Below are 17,132 nucleotides of genomic sequence, written 5' to 3' on the forward strand. Positions count from 1 at the left end.
CTTGCATCAGCATGCATTGACCCATGCATTGACCCTTCGGAGGTTTCCATGTCGACGAACGTCGCACCCCTGGGCAGTACGCCCCTCGGCAGCAAGCTCCCCGTCCCGCCCACCGACCCCAGGGGCTTCGCCCGGCTGCCGTCCCTGACCGGTCTGCGCTTCATCGCCGCGATGATGGTCTTCCTCTTCCACGCGTCCCTGACGACGGAGCCGCCCCTGAACCCCTTCAGCGGCGGGGTCTCCGACTTCTTCCACGCGGCCGCGAGCAAGACGGGGTGGATGGGCGTCACCTTCTTCTTCCTGCTCAGCGGCTTCATCCTCACCTACTCCGCACGCCCGGACGACACGCCCCGCAGATTCTGGCGCCGCCGTCTCGTCAAGCTCTACCCCAGCCACGTGGCCGGCTGGATCGGGGCGATGGTGCTGTTCGCCGCGGCGACCGCGACCTGGCAGCAGTGGCTGCCCAACCTGCTCCTGCTGCAGACGTGGATCCCGGACTACCACACGTACCTGAGCATCAACCCGCCGAGCTGGTCGCTGTCCTGCGAGGTCTTCTTCTACCTCTGCTTCCCCCTGCTGCACCGGTGGATCGCGCGCATCCGCCCCGAGCGGCTGTGGGCGTGGGCCGGCGGCCTCGTCGTCACCATCACCGCGATCCCGGCCCTCGGCTACCTCCTGCTGCCCGACGGCACCATGTCCAACGGCTTCCCGGTCTCCGAGGTCCAGTACTGGGCCGTCTACATGCTGCCGCCGGTGCGCACCCTCGACTTCGTCCTCGGCATCGTCATGGCGCGCATCCTCATGACCGGCCGCTGGATCGGCCTGGGGCTGCTGCCCGCCTGCGGTCTCGTCGTCGTGGGCTACGCGATCGCCAACGCCACGCCCTGGCTCTTCGGGCTCAACGCGGCGGCGCTCGTCCCGTTCGCGCTGCTCATCCCCGCCGTCGCCGCCACCGACCTGCGCGGCGACCGCTCGCCCTTCCGGGGCCGCGCCATGGTGTGGCTGGGCGAGGTGTCGTTCGCCTTCTACATCGTGCACAACGTCCTGCTCGTGTACGTCCGTTCGCTGATCGGCGAGACGCGCCAGTTCGGGCCCGCCGGGGGCCTGGGCGTCATGGCCCTGTACTTCGTGGTGTGCCTCGGCTTCGCGTGGCTGCTGCACAAGGGCGTCGAGATGCCGATGATGCGCAGGTTCGCCAAGCCCCGCGCCGAGCAGCGGCCCCGCGCCGTCCCGAAGTAGGCGCGTCTTCCGGCGAGCGAGCCGGCGCACCCCGCTCAGGGGAGCGCCGGCTCGCTCGTTTTTCCGCGCGCCCTGGCCCTTGCCGCCCCGCTGTCCTATGCTTGCAAAGGCAAGTATTCACTGCTGTGACGACACCGTGGGGCGCGGAATCGCCTCAAGGGGGCCGGGGTCCGGGCGCAGGCGGAGGACAGGACGGTGAGGGACGGCATGGCGACTGCCGCACGTGGACGACTCGGTGGCGAACTCGAGCTGTGGAGGCAGCTGCTGCTTCTGGTGAACGGGGTGAGTACGACCCTCGACAAGAAGCTGCAGCGTCAGCACGGCGTCACCGCTTCGGAGTTCACGGCCCTGTCGGTCCTGGCCCGTGGCGCGCTGCGCATGCAGGAGCTGGCCGACTCGGTGGGCTCCAGCCAGTCCACGATGAGCCGCCTCGTCAGCCGCCTGGAGAACGAGGGCCTCGTCGCCCGTACGGTCGGCGAGGAGGACCGGCGCGTGATGTTCGCGCACCTCACGGCGGAGGGCCGCAGACTCGTCGGCCAGGCGCAGGGCACGTTCGCCAAGGAGCTGGCGCTCGCGCTCGACATGGCCTCCTTCGAGCCGGAGACGGCGTCGTTGGTCAACCGGCTCCGGCACACCCCGACGCCTCCCGCGTCCTAGGAATAGGAATAGGAATACGTACTAGGACCAGGACACGACAGAGCCCGGTGGGGGCGGCTCGGGCCGCCCCCACCGGGCTCTGTGCGAACGTGCGAGCTACACGCCGGGTCAGGCCGCGGCGGTCGCGGCGGCCTCGCCCTCGGTGCCGTCCGTGCCCGCGGTGTCGGCCGACTCCAGGAACTCCTGGACCAGCTCGGCCAGTTCGGCGGGCTTCTCGAAGACCGCGAAGTGACCCGCCTCCAGCTCGGCGTACCGGCTGCCCTTGATCGCCGCGTGCAGCGCGCGGGAGTGCTCGACCGGAATCATGTTGTCGTGCGTGGCACCGATCACCAGGGTCGGCGCGGTGATCCTGGGCAGGTACTCGGTGATGTCGAGCTCCAGGTTGAGCGCGATCTGCCGGCCGATGCCCGCGGGGACGCCACCCGACACCATCTCCTCGACGCCCGCGACGCCGAAGGAGTTCACCTGCTGCGTGGTCCAGCCGTTCAGCTGCAGGAACCGGCCGAAGGTCTCGTGGTCGAGCTGGTCGAGGCGGTGCCACAGGTCGAAGTAGAGCTGCTGGCGCGCGTCGTTCTTGATCCACCCCGTGAGCAGCACCAGACGCCGCACCTTCTCCGGGTGCACGGCGGCGTAGGCGGCGACGGCCAGCGCGCCCTGCGACCAGCCGAGCAGGTCCACCGGGCCCTCGGCGCTGCTGTCCTCGATCGCGGCGTCGATCTGGGCGATGAGCAGCTCCAGGGTCAGCGGGCCGCCCTCGTCCTCGGTGGCGCCGCTGCCCGAGTAGTTGGGGACGACGACGGTGCGGCGGTCACTGAAGGTGTCGCGCAGCTGGTCGTACGTTCCCGCGTCGCCGCCGGTGCCGTGCACCAGGACGAGGCCGGGGCCGGTGCCGGTCTCGAAGTACTCCACCTTGGAACCGTGCGTGGAAGCGAAAGGCATCGCTTTCTCCTTGCTGTCGTGTCGCTGTCGTGCGGGAGGGGAGGCCGCGCCGGTGACCCCGGCGCGGCACCGCGGCCCGGTGAGGGACCGCGGAAGTCAGGGGGGCGGTCAGCCCGCGGAGGGCTCGACGGACTGGGCGTGGCGCAGGATGCCGCGCGGGTCCCAGTCGGCCTTCACCCGTTGCAGGCGGGGGTAGTTGCCCTTGTAGTAGAGGGAGTGCCAGGGCGTCTTCGAGGTGTTGTGCGCCGGGTCGCCGAGGTCGACGTCGGCGTAGTTGACGAAGCAGCCGTCGTTCACCCGGCCCGGCACCGGAACTCCGCCGGAGGCTCCGTAGACGTCCCGGTAGAACTCGCGCACCCACGTCAGGTGGCGCTCGTCCTCCGCGGCGTCCTGCCAGAACGCGAGGTACTGCAGCTTCATCACCGAGTCCCGCTGGGCCACGGCGGTCGCGTCCGGCGCGACGGCGTTGACGCGGCCGCCGTACCCCGCGATCAGCAGCAGCGCCGCCGGGTTGCTGTAGTCGGTGCGGGTCAGGTGGTGGTACGCGGCCGAGAGCTGGTCGTCGGGGAAGCCCGCCCGCATGTACGCGGACTTGTCCTCGAAGCGCAGCGTGGGGTCACCGCCCGCGAACCCCGGCCACTTGGTGGCGTGCAGGAACGGCAGCCGCTGGGTGCTGACCCGCGGGGTGCCCGGCACCCCGGCGCCGACCGCGGCGACGAACGCGTCCAGGTCGGCCTCGGCCCCGGAGCGGGTGGCGTCGAGCTGCGTCACCATCGTGATCGCGCCCGCCGACCGGTGGGCCGCCTTGAGCTGGCTGAACAGGTCGAGGTGTGCGGCGTCGGGCCCGCCGTGGGCGACGAACCAGTCGCCGTAGTTCTTCACCAGACGCTTGAAGCCCGTCTGCGTCAGGCCGTCCCAGGACCAGGTGGCGGTGCTGGTCAGCAGCTCCGCCGGCGGGCGGGGGAGGAGCCCGGCCGGGTCGGAGCCGGTGGCGCCCGGCGTGCGCAGCAGGTACTTGGTGACGATGCCGAAGTTGCCGCCGCCGCCTCCGGTGTGCGCCCACCACAGGTCGCGCAGGCGGGCGTCGGCGGCGTCGCGGGTCGCGACGACCTTGCGCACGGTCCCGTCCTTGTCCACCGTCACGACCTCGACGCCGTACAAGTGGTCGACGGTGAGCCCGAACAGCCGGGACAGCGCGCCGTAGCCGCCGCCGACGATGTGGCCGCCGGCCGCCACCGACGGGCACGAGCCGCCGGGCAGGGTGACCCCCCAGCGCTTGAACAGGGTGCTGTAGACGTCGGAGAGCCAGGCGCCGGGCTCCACCACGAAGACCCGCCGGTCGGCGTCGTAGTCCACCGTCGTCAGCTGCGACAGGTCGATGAGGACCTTGATGTCGGAGCTGGTGGTGAAGTTCTCGTAGCAGTGACCGCCGCTGCGCACCGCCACGCGCTTGCCCGCGGCGACGGCCTCCTTGACGGCGTCGACCACCTGGTCGGCGGAGGAGACGAGACGTACGTACTCGGGCTTGCCGACCCAGCGCTGGTTGGTGCCGCGGATCAGCTCCGGGTAACGGGCGTCGTCGGGGCGCACGGTGACCGCCGAGGCCGCGGCGGACGCGGTGCGCGCGGCCGTGACCCGGACGGGCGCGGCCTGCGCGGGACCCGTGACGGGCAGTGTCGCGCCCAGGGCCGCGCCGCCTGCCACGGCGGACCGCCGCAGGACCTTGCGCCGGGTGAGCTCACTCATCAGTGCTACTCCAGAAGAAGTCGGGTGCCGCAGCTGGTTGCTGCAGCGGGGATGGCCGGGTCGGTCGGCCTCAGTCGGTCGAGGCGTCGGCCGCGGCGGGAACGCGGGAAGTCGGAACGGGGGCCGGGGCGGCCGGGGCGGGCGCGGCGGCACCGCGCGCGGCGCGCCGGTCCTTCCTGAGCTCGCCGACCGCGACGGCCGTCGCGAGCCAGGAAAGGAGGGCCGAGGCGGCGATGACCACGCGCAGCCCGAGGTCCAGGCCGAGGAGTTGGCCGCCGAACCAGGCGCCGAAGGCGATGCCGATGTTGAAGGCGCCGATGTTGATGGCGATGGCGAGCGTGGGCGCCCCGTCCCCGGCCCCGGTCAGGATGCGTGCCTGCAGCCCCGGCATGACGGCGAAGTAGGCGGCGCCGAAGACGACGAGCAGGACGAGCAGGAGCCAGGGCACACTGCCGCCGAGCGCCATCAGGGCGAGGTCGGCGCCGAGCACCGCGAGGACGCCGACGAGGGAGGGCATCAGCGCCCGGTCGGCCAGCTTGCCGCCGATGAGGTTGCCGACGAGGGAGCCGCAGCCGACGAGCAGCAGCAGCCAGCTGACGGTCGAGTCGGCGAACCCGCCCATCGAGGTGAGGATGGGGTTCACGAAGGTGTACGCGGTGAAGACGCCCGCCATCGCCAGCGCGGTGAGCAGGATGGCCGTCTGGACCGTGCGGCTGCGCAGCACCCGCAGTTCGGCACCGACGCCACCGGACCCGCCGGCGACCGGCACGGGCGCGGCGGGCGGCCGCCAGGCGACCAGGGCGAGGGCGAACAGGCTCAGCCCGGCGATGCTCCAGAACGCCGACCGCCAGCCGAAGTGCTCCTCGAGGAGGACGCCGAGCGGCACACCGAGCACGGTGGCGAGGTTGAGGCCGACGGCGACCCGCGACACGGCCGAGGCCTCCTTGCCCTTCTCCGCCAGCGATCCCGCGACGACGATGCAGACCGCGAACAGCGTGCAGTGGGTGATCGCCGAGAGGACGCGGGCGGTCATCAGGACCGCATAGGTGGAGGCCAGGGCGGCGAGCACGTTGCTCGCCGTGAACAGGCCCATCAGGCCGAGCAGCAGGGGAGTGCGGGGCACCCGGCTGGTGGCGAGGGTGACGAGCGGGCCGAGGACCACGACGCCGAGCGCGTACGCCGTCACGAGCAGGCCCGCGTCGGACAGGGAGACGTCCAGGTCACCGGCGATGGCGGGCAGCACACCGGCGACGACCAGCTCCGCGCTGCCGACGCTGAAGACGCAGAGCATCAAGGGGAAGAGGGCAAACGGCATGGCTGTTCCAAGTCACGGGGTCGGGGTCGGGATCAGGTCACGTCACGACAGGCGCCTGGCTCGGAGCCGGGGCCCTGGCACGGGCGCTCAGTCCCAGGGCGAGATCAGCAGCTTGCCGCGGGAGCCGCCCGCCGCCAGGCGCCGGTGCGCCTCGCCCACCTCCGCCAGCGGGAACGTCGCGGCCACCCGCAGGGTGAGCACGCCCTCGTCCACCAGGGCGGAGAGCTCTTCGAGGCGCCGGCCGTCCTGCTCCACGAACGACATGCGTACGTCGATGCCGCGTTCCGCGACGGGCGGGGCCGTCGGCACGATCGAGACGGCGCGGCCGCCGTCGCGCACCCCGGCGATGGAGGCGGGCAGTCCCGCGGTCTCCAGGAGGGCGTCGGCGGCGCCGGGCGGCACGGGGTGCTCGTCGGAGTACGTCTCGTGGGCGCCCAGCGCGCGCAGCCGGTCGGTGTCGTCGGGACGTCCGAAGGCGAGCACCTTCAGGCCGCGGGAGACGGCCAGTTGGACGGCGAAACCGCCGACGGCCCCGGTCGCGCCGGTGACGAGCACGGTGCCGCCCGCGGGCGGGGCGAGGGCTTCGAGCGCCTGGTGGGCGGTGAGCCCGGCGAGCGGCAGCGCGGCCGCGTGCGGGAGTTCGGCGGTGCTCGGGGCGGGCGCGGCGAGTGCGGCGTCGAGCGCGACGTACTGCGCGTGGGTGCCCACCCCGGTGGCCATTTGGGCCGACATGGCGACGACCCGGTCGCCCGCGGTGAAGCGGTCCACCTCGGGGCCGCACTCCTCCACGACGCCGGAGAGGTCCCAGCCGAGGATCATCGGGAAGCCGTGGCGGATGTTGTCGGCCGCTGCCCCCGAACGCACTTCGAGGTCGACCGGGTTCACCGCCGACGCCGCGACGCGGACCAGGATCTGTCCCGGCGCGGGCGTGGGGCGGGGCAGCTCGGCCACGGTCAGCAGTTCGGGGCCCCCGTAGCGGGGAAGGGAGCTGGCACGCACGTGTGTCCTCCTGCAGATATGTGATTACGGGAGAACGTAGCAGTCGTTCTGTTCTTCTCTCGCGCCCTGGCGGGCCATGCGTTGCTACTTCGCCAAGTCCAGGAAATGGCCGATCGGCCTTGCGAGTGATTGCTTGAGAATGCATAGATTAAGTCGCTCTCCAGCACCGAGAGCCTCTCTTCGCATCGCTTACCGCACCGCTTACCGAACCACTCTCCGAACCAGTTGAGGTGATCCGTGTCCGGCAACATTTCGGCGCTTCTGGGCCGACCCAGCGAGCGCGCCAACGCCACCGAGTACGGGGCGGCCGGCTCCGCCGGTGACGCAGTCGTCGCGGCGCAGCCCGGCGCGGGGCTGTACGCCTACAGCGAGCGCATCGACGCGTGGGTGGTCCGCACCGCCAAGCCGGTCAGCTACGAAGTGCGCGTCGCCGACGGCCTGTTCGACTTCGAGCGCACGGACCTGCTCGAACCGGCGGCCGCTCCCGGCAAGCGCCTGCGCCGGTTCGTGGTGCTCGACTCCGACGTCGACCTGCTGCACGGCAACCGTATCCGCGCCTACTTCGACTACCACGACGTAGAGCACGTCATCTGTGTCGTCCCCGCCGACGAGACCGTCAAGAGCTTCGAGACCGCGGCCCGCATCGTCGAGGAGCTCGACGCCTTCGGCGTGGACCGGCGCAGGGAGCCCCTCATCGTCATCGGCGGCGGCGTCCTCATGGACATCGTCGGCCTGGCGAGCAGCCTCTACCGCCGCGGCACCCCCTTCATCCGCGTCCCCACCACCCTGATCGGCCTGGTGGACGCGGGCGTGGGCGCCAAGACCGGGGTCAACTTCAACGGGCACAAGAACCGGCTCGGCACCTACTTCCCTGCCGACCTCACCCTCCTGGACCGCACCTTCCTCGCCACGCTCGACCGCCGCCACATCGGCAACGGCCTCGCCGAGATCCTCAAGATCGCCCTGATCAAGGACGCGCGGCTCTTCGACGTCCTGGAGCGCTACGGCCCGCTGCTGCTGAACGAGAAGTTCCAGGGCGAGAGCGAAGCGGGCGAGGACGCCGCGCGCGAGGTCGTGCGCCGCGCCATCCAGGGCATGCTCGAAGAGCTGCAGCCCAACCTGTGGGAAGCCAAGCTGGAGCGCTCGGTCGACTACGGGCACACCTTCAGCCCGACCGTCGAGATGCGCGCCCTGCCCGCGCTGCTGCACGGCGAGGCCGTCTGCGTCGACATGGCCCTCACCACGGCCCTCGCCCGGCGGCGCGGCCTGATCGACGACGTGGACGCACAGCGCGTCTACGACGTGATGCACGCACTCGAACTGCCCGCCTGGGACGACCTCCTCGACCAGCCGGAGCTCCTCACCGCCGCGCTGCGCGACACCGTCCGCCACCGCGACGGCCGGCAGCGCCTCCCGCTCCCGGTGGGCATCGGCGACGTCACCTTCGTCAACGACCTCACCGAACAGGAACTGCTGGACGGGGTTGCGGAACTGCGCACAGTGGGCCGCCGCGTGGGAGGTCCGCAGCATGTCTGAGACCGCCTACGCGCCGGCCCCGGTTCGGGGAGTGACCTCCGGTGCCGCGAGAGCGATCTCCGGTGCCGCAGTGATCGTCGGCGATGTCAGCGGCCCCGCCGAGATCCATGGCGTGCACGGCACCTCGGGGGTGACCCGCTGGAAGGCCCTCGCGTCCGGAGCGGATCTGCGCGGGGGCTGGGAAGCCGTCGAATGGGCGTGCGTCCCGCCGGGCGGGGTCAGCGGTGAGCACCTGCACACCCGGACCGAGGAGGTCTACTTCATCCTCTCCGGGACCGGCGAGATCTACCTCAACGGCACCGCCCACCCCATCGCCCCCGGCTCGCTGATCCTCACCGGCCTCGGCACCGTCCACGGCCTGCGCAACACGGGCGACAGCGATCTGGCCTGGCTGGTCATCGAGATGCGTTCGCCCCGCTTCAGCGCGGCACTCGGCGCCGACGGCCCGGACACGCCCGCCGCCCCCACCTCTGTCTCTGTCCCCGCCCCCGCCAAGGAGGAGCGCCCGGTGCGCACCGCACGCCTTCACGACCTGCGAGCCGAGCGCTCCGTCTCCCCGTCCGACGTCTTCACCGGCCCCATGCGGTCCGTCGCCCTGGAGACGGTCGACGCCTCGGGCACCGTCGAGCTGACCGCGGACGGGCGCGAGCACATGGTGTTCGTGGTCTCCGGCACGGGCTGGGTCGAGAACGGCAGCGGCACCGCCGAACTCCACCCGGGCACGGCTGTGACGCTCCCGCAGGGCACGCGGGCCCGCATCGGCGCGGACCGCGAGGGCGGCCTCGAGCTGTTCCACGCCGAGGTCGCCGTCGCGTCGTCGGAGGCCGCCCGGTGATCGTCAGCACACCCGCCCCACCCTCCTTCCGCCTGCGCCCGGCCGCCCCGGACTCCGGTGGCACGGGCGGCACCTGGCGCTGCCTCGCCCGCCGGGGCATGTTGCACAGCGAGTGCGAGGCCTTCGAACAGCTGTGGCTGGCCCCCGGCGCCACCTGGACGCACGAGCCGGCCCACGGCACCGAGGCCGCCCTCTACGCGGTCGCCGGATCGGCGTCGGTGCACACCGAGGCCGGGACCGGGCCCGAGGCCGACGGCGGTCGTGCGGGGGAGGAGCACACGCTCGACGCCGGTGGCGCGCTGCTCGTCGGAGCCCGTGCCGCGGTGCGGGTCACCGCGGGAGCCGAGGGGCTCGACCTCCTCGCCGTACGCGTGCTGCCGGCCGACGTCGTCTCGCGACTGCCGGCCAGGGTGCCGGAGTTGCCGGCGCGTGAGCAGACCCCGATTTTCCGCCCGCCGATCGACGGCGGGCACTGACCGAGGAGCGGATACGTTGGCTGAACACCACGAAAAGGTGCTGCCTCCCACGGACGACCTGCTGTGCGGGCGCTGGCCGCACGGTTCCATGAGCGCTGCCGCGATCATGGATGCCAACAAGGTCGGCCAGGTGGAGGTGGAGATACCGGGCCCCGAGCTCGGGTACGTCCTGGTGGCTCCCACGACGGTCGGCATCTGCGGCACCGACCTCGAACTCCTGCACGGCACGGCCAGTTATGTGCGGGACGGCCGGGCCACGATGCCCCACGTGTTCGGCCACGAGTGGGTCGGACGTGTGGTGGCGATCGCCGGGAACTGCCAGTACTCACGGCAGCTGGAGATCGGCGACCGGGTCGTCGGGCAGACCATGCTCTCCTGCGGGGGCTGCCGCGCCTGCCAGCGGGGCCACCGCAACGAGTGCTCGCAACTGAAGGAAGTCGGCCTCTACGGACAGCAGGGCGCGGCGGCGGAGTTCATCCGGCTCCCCGCCCAGTCCCTGACGAAGGTCCCGCCGGGCGTCGACGACTTCGCGGCGGCGCTCGCGGAGCCGGCGGTCACGGTGCTCGCGGCGCTGGACAAGGTCGGGGTCTTCCCCGGCGAGCGCGTCCTCGTCTTCGGCACCGGCACCATGGGCCTGCTCGCCGTCCAGATGGCCCGCCGCGTGGCCGGCACGGTGGACGTGGTCGGCATCGACGACGCGGGCATCGGCGCGGCGCTGCGGATGGGGGCGGAACACGCCTTCCTGCCCGGTGAGGCGCGCGACGGCGAGTACGACGTCGTCATCGAGGCGTCCGGCGCGGTGCCTGCCCTCCTGGAGGCGCTGCGGGTGGCGGACGTCGGAGGCCGCATCGCGGCGGTCGGCGTGCCCAACGACCCGCTGCCGGCCGTCGACGCCTCCGAGCTGGTGCTGCGCGGCGTCACCATGACCGGCGTGCGGCACGGCCTCGACTACTACGAGCGCGCGCTGCGGCTCTTCGCCGAGGGCGTCCTCTCGGCGAAGGGCATGATCGCCGACGTCTTCGAACTCGCCGACGTCGACAAGGCGTTCGAACTTCTGGAGAGGGGGCGTCGGGCCGCACCCAAGGTGGCCCTCTCGCTGACGCCCCGCCCCTGAAGGGGCATGGCCGGCGACCGCCCCTGACGCACCTCCCCCGGCGGCGTCAGGGGCTCCCCGGCCCACCCCCTCCACCTCACCCCACTTCACCCCACCCACCTCACCGGAAAGGGCACCCCATGAATCGCCCCATCGCCGTCGTCACCGGCGCCAGTTCGGGTATCGGCGCGGCCGTCGCCGAGGCGCTCGCCGCGGCCGGCTTCGACCTCGTCATCGGTTACGGGCGGCAGGCGGCCGCGGCCAAGGAGATCGCCGACGGGCTCGCCGTGCGGCACGGCGTACGGGCCGAGACCCTCGGGCTCGACCTCACCGACCCGGCAGCGGCGGGGGAGACCCTGCGGGCCTGCGTCGACGCGCTCGGCGGCATCGACGTACTGGTGAACAACGCGGGCCTGAACCGACGCGCGACCGTCGTCGAGGAGACCCTCGAGGACTGGCAGCGCATCCTCGACGTCAATCTGACCAGCCCGTTCCGGCTGAGTCAGGTGGCGGCCGCGCGCATGATCGAGCAGGGCCGCGGCGGGCGCATCATCAACATCACCAGCATCCACGAGCACATCCCGATCGGGGAGGGCAGCACCTACTGCGCCGCCAAGGGCGGCCTGGGCGCGCTGACCAAGGCGATGGCGCTGGACCTGGCCGAGCACGGCATCACCGTGAACGCCGTGGCGCCGGGCGAGACCGCCACCCCGATGAACAACGTCCCGGCCGGCATGGACGCCGCCGAGATCGCCCGTCCTGCCATCCCCGCGGGCCGCCCCGGCCGCCCGGACGAGGTCGCCGCCCTCGTCGCCTACCTGGCGTCGCCCGCGGCCGCCTACACCACGGGCACGTCGACCCTGATCGACGGCGGCATGGCGCTCTCCGCGGCGGTCGCCAACGCGGCCCACGCCGGCACCGTCTGACCCCCGCCGCCCCTCCCCGCGTGCACCCCGGGTGCACCACGCAACCCTGGAGCAGAGTCATGTCACCCACCGCCCCGACGGCGCCCACCATGGAGACCACGGACACCCCGGCCGCCACGTCCATCCCCACCGCCCGCAACGTCGACCACTACGCCTACACCGTCGCGGACCTGGACGCGGCCGTGGAGTTCTGCACCACGGTGCTCGGCGCCGACGTCCTCTACCGGCTCGGCCCGGTCGAGGAGCCGGACAGCGACTGGATGGCGCGCCAGCTCGGCGTCCACCCGCGCGCGAGCGCGCACATCGCGATGCTGCGCCTCGGACCGGACAGCAACCTGGAGCTGTTCGAGTACACCGCGCCCGGACAGCGGCGCTCGGCACCGGAGTTCACCGACGTGGGCGGGCACCACATCGGTATCCACGTGAGCGACCTGGACGAGGCGCTCGCCGCGGCCACGCGGTCCCCCCAGGTCCAGGCCGTCGGCGAGCCCTGGACGGACGAGAGCGGCCCGACGGCCGGCAACCGCCGCGTCCACCTGCTCACCGACTGGGGCATGCGCATCGAACTGCGCCAAACGGCGGCCGTGCTGCCGTACGAGCGGGAGACCGAGGCGCGTGTGTACCGGCCCGCGGGCGACTGGACGGGTGGGCTGCCCGGCGCCCTCGGCATCGGCCACGTCGGCTACTCGGTGGCCGACCTCGACGAGGCCGTCGCCTTCTTCACCGGCCCGATGGGCGGCGAACTCGTCCACCGCAGCGCCGAGTCGGTGGACGCCGACACGGCGCGGCGCCGGTACGCCGTGGCCGGGCCGTTCCGCAAGGACACCGCGGCGATCCGGCTCGGCCCGGTCACCACCGTCGAGCTCAGCGGCTTCGAGGCCGAGGGCCGCCGCACCGAGCGGCCACGCAACAGCGACGTGGGCGGCCACCACCTCGCGTTCTTCGTCGACGACGTCGAGCGCGCCGCCGCGTGGCTCGCCCGGACGGACGGCGCCGAGGTGCTCGGTGACCCCCAGCTGATCGAGGACGGCGGCCCGATCCACGGTGACCGCTGGGTCTACTTCCGCGGTGTGGGCGGATTCCAGCTGGAGGTGCTCAACATGCCGCCCGGCATGCCGTACGAGCGCCACACGCAGGCACGCAGGTTCGGCCCGAGCCCGCGGTGGAGCAACCGCTGAGCCGCACGGGCCGAGGACGAGGACCGGATCAGGAAGGGGTGGGCGAGTGCGCTGGGACGACATCTATGTGGAGGGCGCGGCCGCCGAGTTCGGGGAGCTGCAGACCGGCCGTGAGGCGGTGGCCGCCGGCCTGCTGCCCGCAGAGGAGATCGAGCGGAGCGCACAGCGTTCCGTGTCGGTGAGCGTCGGGCGGAGCGGGCCCGAGCTCGCCGTCGCCGCGGGCCGCGCGGCGCTCGCCCGCAGCGGCCGGGACGCGCAGGACGTGGGGCTGCTGATCCACGCGGACTGCTGGTACCAGGGCCTGGAGTTCTGGAACACGGCTGCGTACATCCAGGACCGGGTGCTCGGCCACGGCGACTGCGTGGCGTACGAGCTGCGCCAGATGTCCAACGGAGGAATGAGCGCGCTGGAGAACGCGGCGGCGCGCCTCACGGCGGTCCCCGCCACACGGGCGGCCCTGGTCACCACGGGCGACCGGTTCGCCGACCCGGCCTTCCCCCGCTGGAGCACCGACCGGGGCCTCGCGTTCGGTGACGCGGGGACGGGCGTCGTCCTCTCCCGCACGCCGGGGACGCTGCGCCTGGTCGCCACGTCGTCGTACTCACAGCCGATGCTGGAAGGGCTGCACCGCGGTGACGAGCCGTTCCTGCCGAGCGGAAGCCAGGCGGGGCCGCTCGACCTGGTCGCGCGCAAGAAGGGGTTCCTGCGCGGGCGTTCCCAGGAAGAGGTCACGACGCGCAACGAGACGGGCATGATGTCCGCCGTCAAGAACTGCCTCGCGGAGGCCGGCGCCGACATCCACGAGATGGCGGCCGTGGTCGTCCCCTTCTTCGGCGCCCGGCTCTCCCAGCTGCAGTGCCTGGCTCCGCTCGGCATACAGCCCGAGGTGACGCTCCAGGAATACGGCCTGACAGTGGGCCACTTGGGCGCCGGGGACCAGGCGGCCGGTCTGGCGAAGCTCCTGGCGGACGACGCGCTGGCCAGCGGCGACAGGGTGCTGCTCGTGGGAGTGGGCGCGGGCTTCAGCTGGACTTGCGCGGTCCTGGAAAAGAGCTGACGAAACGTCAAGGCCCGGCGGTTGCACGGGCATCGACGTGACCGGATTCGACGTGGGGAATACGAGGAGAGGGACGGGGCGATGAATCACGCCTGGAAGCGGTTGAGGGCCGAGGGTGTCGACGTATGGATCGACGTGTCGGCCACCACCGAGGGCGCGGCGCGCGAGGTCCGCCGCGCGCTCGCACAGGGTGACGTGGCGGGGGCCCGCATGGGCGCCCCACAAGCCGGTTCCGCGGCCGGGGCCGACCCCGCCGACGAGATCAGGAGGGCCTGCGACCACCTGCTGCCGCGGCACCGGGCGAGCGGCGGAGCCAGGGGCCTGGTCTCCGTCCCCCTGCCCGCACAGCCGGCGGCCGGAGCCTCGGCCTGGGTCGCGCGGGCCCGTGCCGTGCGCGACGAGATCGGCCGCCCCAATGTGGTCGTCCGCCTCCCCGCCGAGGCGGCCGACACGGCGACCCTGAGGGCGCTGTGCGCGCTGGGCATCGCCGTGGAGGTGTCAGGGGTGCGCTCGCCGCGCCAGTACGGGCGGGCGGCCGCCGCCCTGTTGGCCGCACTGGACGCGTCGACGCGCACGCCCTCCTTCATCTCCTTCGACGTGACCGGCGTCGACGCGGACATCGACGCCCGCCTGGACCTCATCGGCTCCGACGAGGCCAAGGCGCTCAGGGGCCGGGCGGGCCTGGCGTGCGCCCGCCTCGCGCACCGTACGCACGAGATGACGTTCTCCTCGGCGCGCTGGGGAGCGCTGGCAGCCGCCGGCACCCCCGAGCCGAAGCCGATGTGGGTGACCGGCACGGCTTCGCCGTCCCGCGCGGCCCACGCCGTGCAGGAACTGGTGACGAGGCGGACGGCCGCGGCGATGACCCCGGCCGCGGCGCACACCCTCGCGGAGTCCGGCACGGTGAGCGGCGACCGGGTGTGGCGGCACTACGCCGACGCCGAGCGGACGCTGGCGTACCTGAACTGGTTCGGCGTCTCGGTGGAGTCCTTGGCCACGAAGGCCCCTCAGGTCCCTGAGGCCTCTGAGGCCCCTGAGGCCACGAAGGCCACGAAGGCCACGGAAGTCCGGGCGGCCCGCGGCGTCGGCGCACTCCTCCCGACCGCCCCGGCCCACCGGGCGACACCCGCGGGTGCCACGACGTTCCGCTCCGAGGCACACCGGTCGCTGACACCGGCCTGACAGGAGGTGCGGGGCGACGGTCGATAGCCTGCTGGGGGAGGCCTGCCCCCGGGCGTCCAACTCCCGTCCCGACACCAAGAATCAGCGAGGCAAGAGGCCCTGTGTTCACGACCCGACCGACCCTCCAGGGCACCTTCGGCATGGTGTCGTCCACCCACTGGCTCGCCTCCCAGTCCGCGATGGCCGTACTGGAGGACGGCGGCAATGCCTTCGATGCCGCCGTCGCCGCGGGGTTCGTGCTGCACGTGGTCGAACCGCACCTGAACGGTCCCGCGGGCGAGGTCCCGATCATCCTCGCGCCCGCCGGGGGTGAGGTGCGGGTGCTCTGCGGGCAGGGCTGCGCGCCCGCGGGCGCCACCGTGGCCCACTACCGCTCCCTCGGGCTCGACCTGGTGCCCGGCACCGGACCCCTCGCCGCGGCCGTGCCCGGCGCCTTCGACGCGTGGATGCTGCTCCTGCGGGACCACGGCACGAAATCGCTCGCGGACGTCCTCAAGTACGCCATCGGGTACGCGGAGGACGGGCACGCGCCCGTGGAGCGGGTCGGCGAGACCGTGGCGACGGTACGGGAGCTCTTCGAGCGCGAGTGGCCCACGTCGGCCGAGGTCTACCTCCCTGGCGGCAAGCCCCCGCGCCCCGGCGAGCTGTTCCGTAACCCCGCGCTCGCCGCGACCTGGCGGCGGCTGCTGGCCGAGGCGGAGGCCTCGGCCGGTGCGGCCGGCGGATCGCGGGTGGCGCAGATCGAGGCCGCGCGTGAGGTGTGGCGCGGTGGGTTCATCGCCGAGGCGCTCGTGCGGCAGGCCGGGCGGCCCACCATGGACACGAGTGGTGAGCGGCACGTGGGGACGCTCTCGGCGGAGGACCTGCGGGGGTGGAGCGCCTCCTACGAGGAGCCCGTCACCTACGACTGGAACGGCTGGACCCTGTGCAAGGCCGGCGGCTGGAGCCAAGGGCCCGCGTTCCTGCAGCAGTTCGCGCTGCTGCCCCGGGCCGTCGACGAGCTTCCGGCGTACGGCTCCGCCGCGTACGTCCATCTCCTCGTCGAGGGCTGCAAACTGGCCATGGCGGACCGGGAGGCCTGGTACGGGGACGCGGGGGAAGAGAGCGTGCCGGTGGGGGAGTTGCTCTCCGCCGAGTACAACGCGGTGCGGCGGCGGCTCATCGAGGACAAGGCGTCGTACCGGTTGCGGCCCGGAGCGCCGGGCGGGCGCGAGCCGCGGCTCTCCGCGCACGCGTACGCGGTGGCATCGGGAGAGGCGGCGGACCTCGAGAGATGGGGCGGTACCGCGGCCGCCGGGGCGGGGGAGCCGACGGTGGCCGGCGACGGGGGTACGCGCGGCGACACCTGTCATGTCGACATCGTCGACCGCTGGGGGAACATGCTGTCCGCCACGCCCAGCGGAGGATGGCTCCAGTCCAACCCCGTCGTGCCCGAGCTGGGGTTTCCGCTGGGGACGCGATTGCAGATGGCGTGGCTGGAGGAGGGGCTGCCCAACTCCCTCACGCCCGGGAGGCGCCCTCGGACGACTCTCTCGCCGTCGCTGGCGCTGAAGGAGGGAGTGCCGGTCCTCGCCTTCGGCACGCCGGGCGGCGATCAGCAGGACCAGTGGCAGGTGCACTTCTTCCTGGGGGTCGTGCTGCGGGACGCCGTGCGGGGCGGACTCGACCTCCAGGGCGCGATCGACGCGCCCAACTGGCACACGGAGTCGTTCCCCGGGTCCTTCCATCCGCGGGGCATGCGGCCCGGCAGCCTCACGGTCGAATCACGCACGGCTCCGGAAGTGGTGGAGGAACTGCGGCGGAGGGGGCATGACGTGACGGTGGGCGGTCCGTGGTCGGAAGGGCGGCTGTGCGCGGTGGCGCGGGACGCGGGGAGCGGGGTGTTGTACGGGGCGGCCAACGCGCGGGGGATGCAGGGGTACGCGGTGGGGCGCTAGCCGGGGGTTCCAGGAGC

The 17,132-nt window shown here is 72.8% G+C and carries 15 protein-coding genes; 11 read left to right on the top strand and 4 right to left on the bottom strand.

All coding sequences use genetic code 11. The features are described from left to right. Positions 1-48 precede the first annotated feature (48 nt). Together ACZ7LU_RS03565 and ACZ7LU_RS03570 are read left to right on the top strand one after the other, a co-directional pair. Complete coding sequence (locus ACZ7LU_RS03565) at positions 49-1,239, top strand: acyltransferase family protein (RefSeq protein ID WP_471915553.1); 1,191 nt, start codon at positions 49-51, stop codon at positions 1,237-1,239. Between the two features lie 207 nt (positions 1,240-1,446). Beyond that, the gene (locus ACZ7LU_RS03570; RefSeq protein WP_471915554.1) at positions 1,447-1,896 is read left to right on the top strand and encodes a MarR family winged helix-turn-helix transcriptional regulator; all 450 of its coding nucleotides are present in this window, start codon (positions 1,447-1,449) and stop codon (positions 1,894-1,896) included. 108 nt (positions 1,897-2,004) lie between these two features. On the opposite strand, the gene ACZ7LU_RS03575 is transcribed toward ACZ7LU_RS03570, so the two are convergent. From ACZ7LU_RS03575 to ACZ7LU_RS03590, 4 genes are all read right to left on the bottom strand, one after another. Continuing rightward, on the bottom strand, positions 2,005-2,835 hold the full coding sequence (locus ACZ7LU_RS03575; RefSeq protein WP_471915555.1) for an alpha/beta fold hydrolase: 831 nt from the start codon (positions 2,833-2,835) through the stop codon (positions 2,005-2,007). 108 nt (positions 2,836-2,943) lie between these two features. Beyond that, positions 2,944-4,581, bottom strand: coding sequence for an FAD-binding oxidoreductase (locus ACZ7LU_RS03580; RefSeq protein ID WP_471111844.1), 1,638 nt, complete (start codon positions 4,579-4,581; stop codon positions 2,944-2,946). A gap of 70 nt (positions 4,582-4,651) precedes the next feature. Further along, the gene (locus ACZ7LU_RS03585; RefSeq protein ID WP_471915556.1) at positions 4,652-5,896 is read right to left on the bottom strand and encodes an MFS transporter; all 1,245 of its coding nucleotides are present in this window, start codon (positions 5,894-5,896) and stop codon (positions 4,652-4,654) included. Positions 5,897-5,983: 87 nt separating this feature from the next. Then, positions 5,984-6,895 carry an NADP-dependent oxidoreductase gene (locus tag ACZ7LU_RS03590; protein ID WP_471915557.1) on the bottom strand — a complete coding sequence of 304 codons (912 nt, stop codon included), beginning with the start codon at positions 6,893-6,895 and terminating at the stop codon, positions 5,984-5,986. A gap of 237 nt (positions 6,896-7,132) precedes the next feature. Between ACZ7LU_RS03590 and ACZ7LU_RS03595 the strand changes: the two genes are divergently transcribed. The 9 genes from ACZ7LU_RS03595 to ACZ7LU_RS03635 all read left to right on the top strand — a co-directional run bounded on the left by ACZ7LU_RS03595 (position 7,133) and on the right by ACZ7LU_RS03635 (position 17,115). Further along, positions 7,133-8,431 carry a sedoheptulose 7-phosphate cyclase gene (locus tag ACZ7LU_RS03595; RefSeq protein ID WP_398299914.1) on the top strand — a complete coding sequence of 433 codons (1,299 nt, stop codon included), beginning with the start codon at positions 7,133-7,135 and terminating at the stop codon, positions 8,429-8,431. Then, positions 8,424-9,266 carry a cupin domain-containing protein gene (locus ACZ7LU_RS03600; RefSeq protein ID WP_471915558.1) on the top strand — a complete coding sequence of 281 codons (843 nt, stop codon included), beginning with the start codon at positions 8,424-8,426 and terminating at the stop codon, positions 9,264-9,266. Before ACZ7LU_RS03595 ends, ACZ7LU_RS03600 begins: the two co-directional genes overlap by 8 nt. Then, a complete protein-coding gene (locus ACZ7LU_RS03605) occupies positions 9,263-9,742 on the top strand; it encodes a pirin family protein (protein ID WP_471915559.1) in 480 nt (159 codons plus the stop codon). The genes ACZ7LU_RS03600 and ACZ7LU_RS03605 overlap by 4 nt, the downstream gene beginning before the upstream one ends. 16 nt (positions 9,743-9,758) lie before the next feature. After that, positions 9,759-10,856 (top strand): zinc-binding dehydrogenase, encoded by a 1,098-nt coding sequence (locus tag ACZ7LU_RS03610; RefSeq protein ID WP_398299908.1) that lies wholly within the window; start codon positions 9,759-9,761, stop codon positions 10,854-10,856. Between the two features lie 119 nt (positions 10,857-10,975). Beyond that, complete coding sequence (locus ACZ7LU_RS03615; RefSeq protein ID WP_471150422.1) at positions 10,976-11,761, top strand: SDR family oxidoreductase; 786 nt, start codon at positions 10,976-10,978, stop codon at positions 11,759-11,761. A 59-nt stretch (positions 11,762-11,820) separates the two neighbouring features. Then, entirely contained in the window at positions 11,821-12,939 is a 1,119-nt protein-coding gene (locus tag ACZ7LU_RS03620) for a VOC family protein (protein WP_471915560.1), read from the top strand. A 46-nt stretch (positions 12,940-12,985) separates the two neighbouring features. Further along, positions 12,986-13,996 (top strand): ketoacyl-ACP synthase III family protein, encoded by a 1,011-nt coding sequence (locus tag ACZ7LU_RS03625; protein ID WP_398299904.1) that lies wholly within the window; start codon positions 12,986-12,988, stop codon positions 13,994-13,996. An 81-nt stretch (positions 13,997-14,077) separates the two neighbouring features. Next, on the top strand, positions 14,078-15,178 hold the full coding sequence (locus tag ACZ7LU_RS03630) for a transaldolase family protein (RefSeq protein ID WP_471915561.1): 1,101 nt from the start codon (positions 14,078-14,080) through the stop codon (positions 15,176-15,178). 101 nt (positions 15,179-15,279) lie between these two features. Then, positions 15,280-17,115 carry a gamma-glutamyltransferase family protein gene (locus ACZ7LU_RS03635; RefSeq protein ID WP_471915562.1) on the top strand — a complete coding sequence of 612 codons (1,836 nt, stop codon included), beginning with the start codon at positions 15,280-15,282 and terminating at the stop codon, positions 17,113-17,115. The last annotated feature ends 17 nt before the right edge of the window (positions 17,116-17,132 follow it).

It is taken from the genome of Streptomyces sp. NPDC039462 (assembly GCF_055639375.1).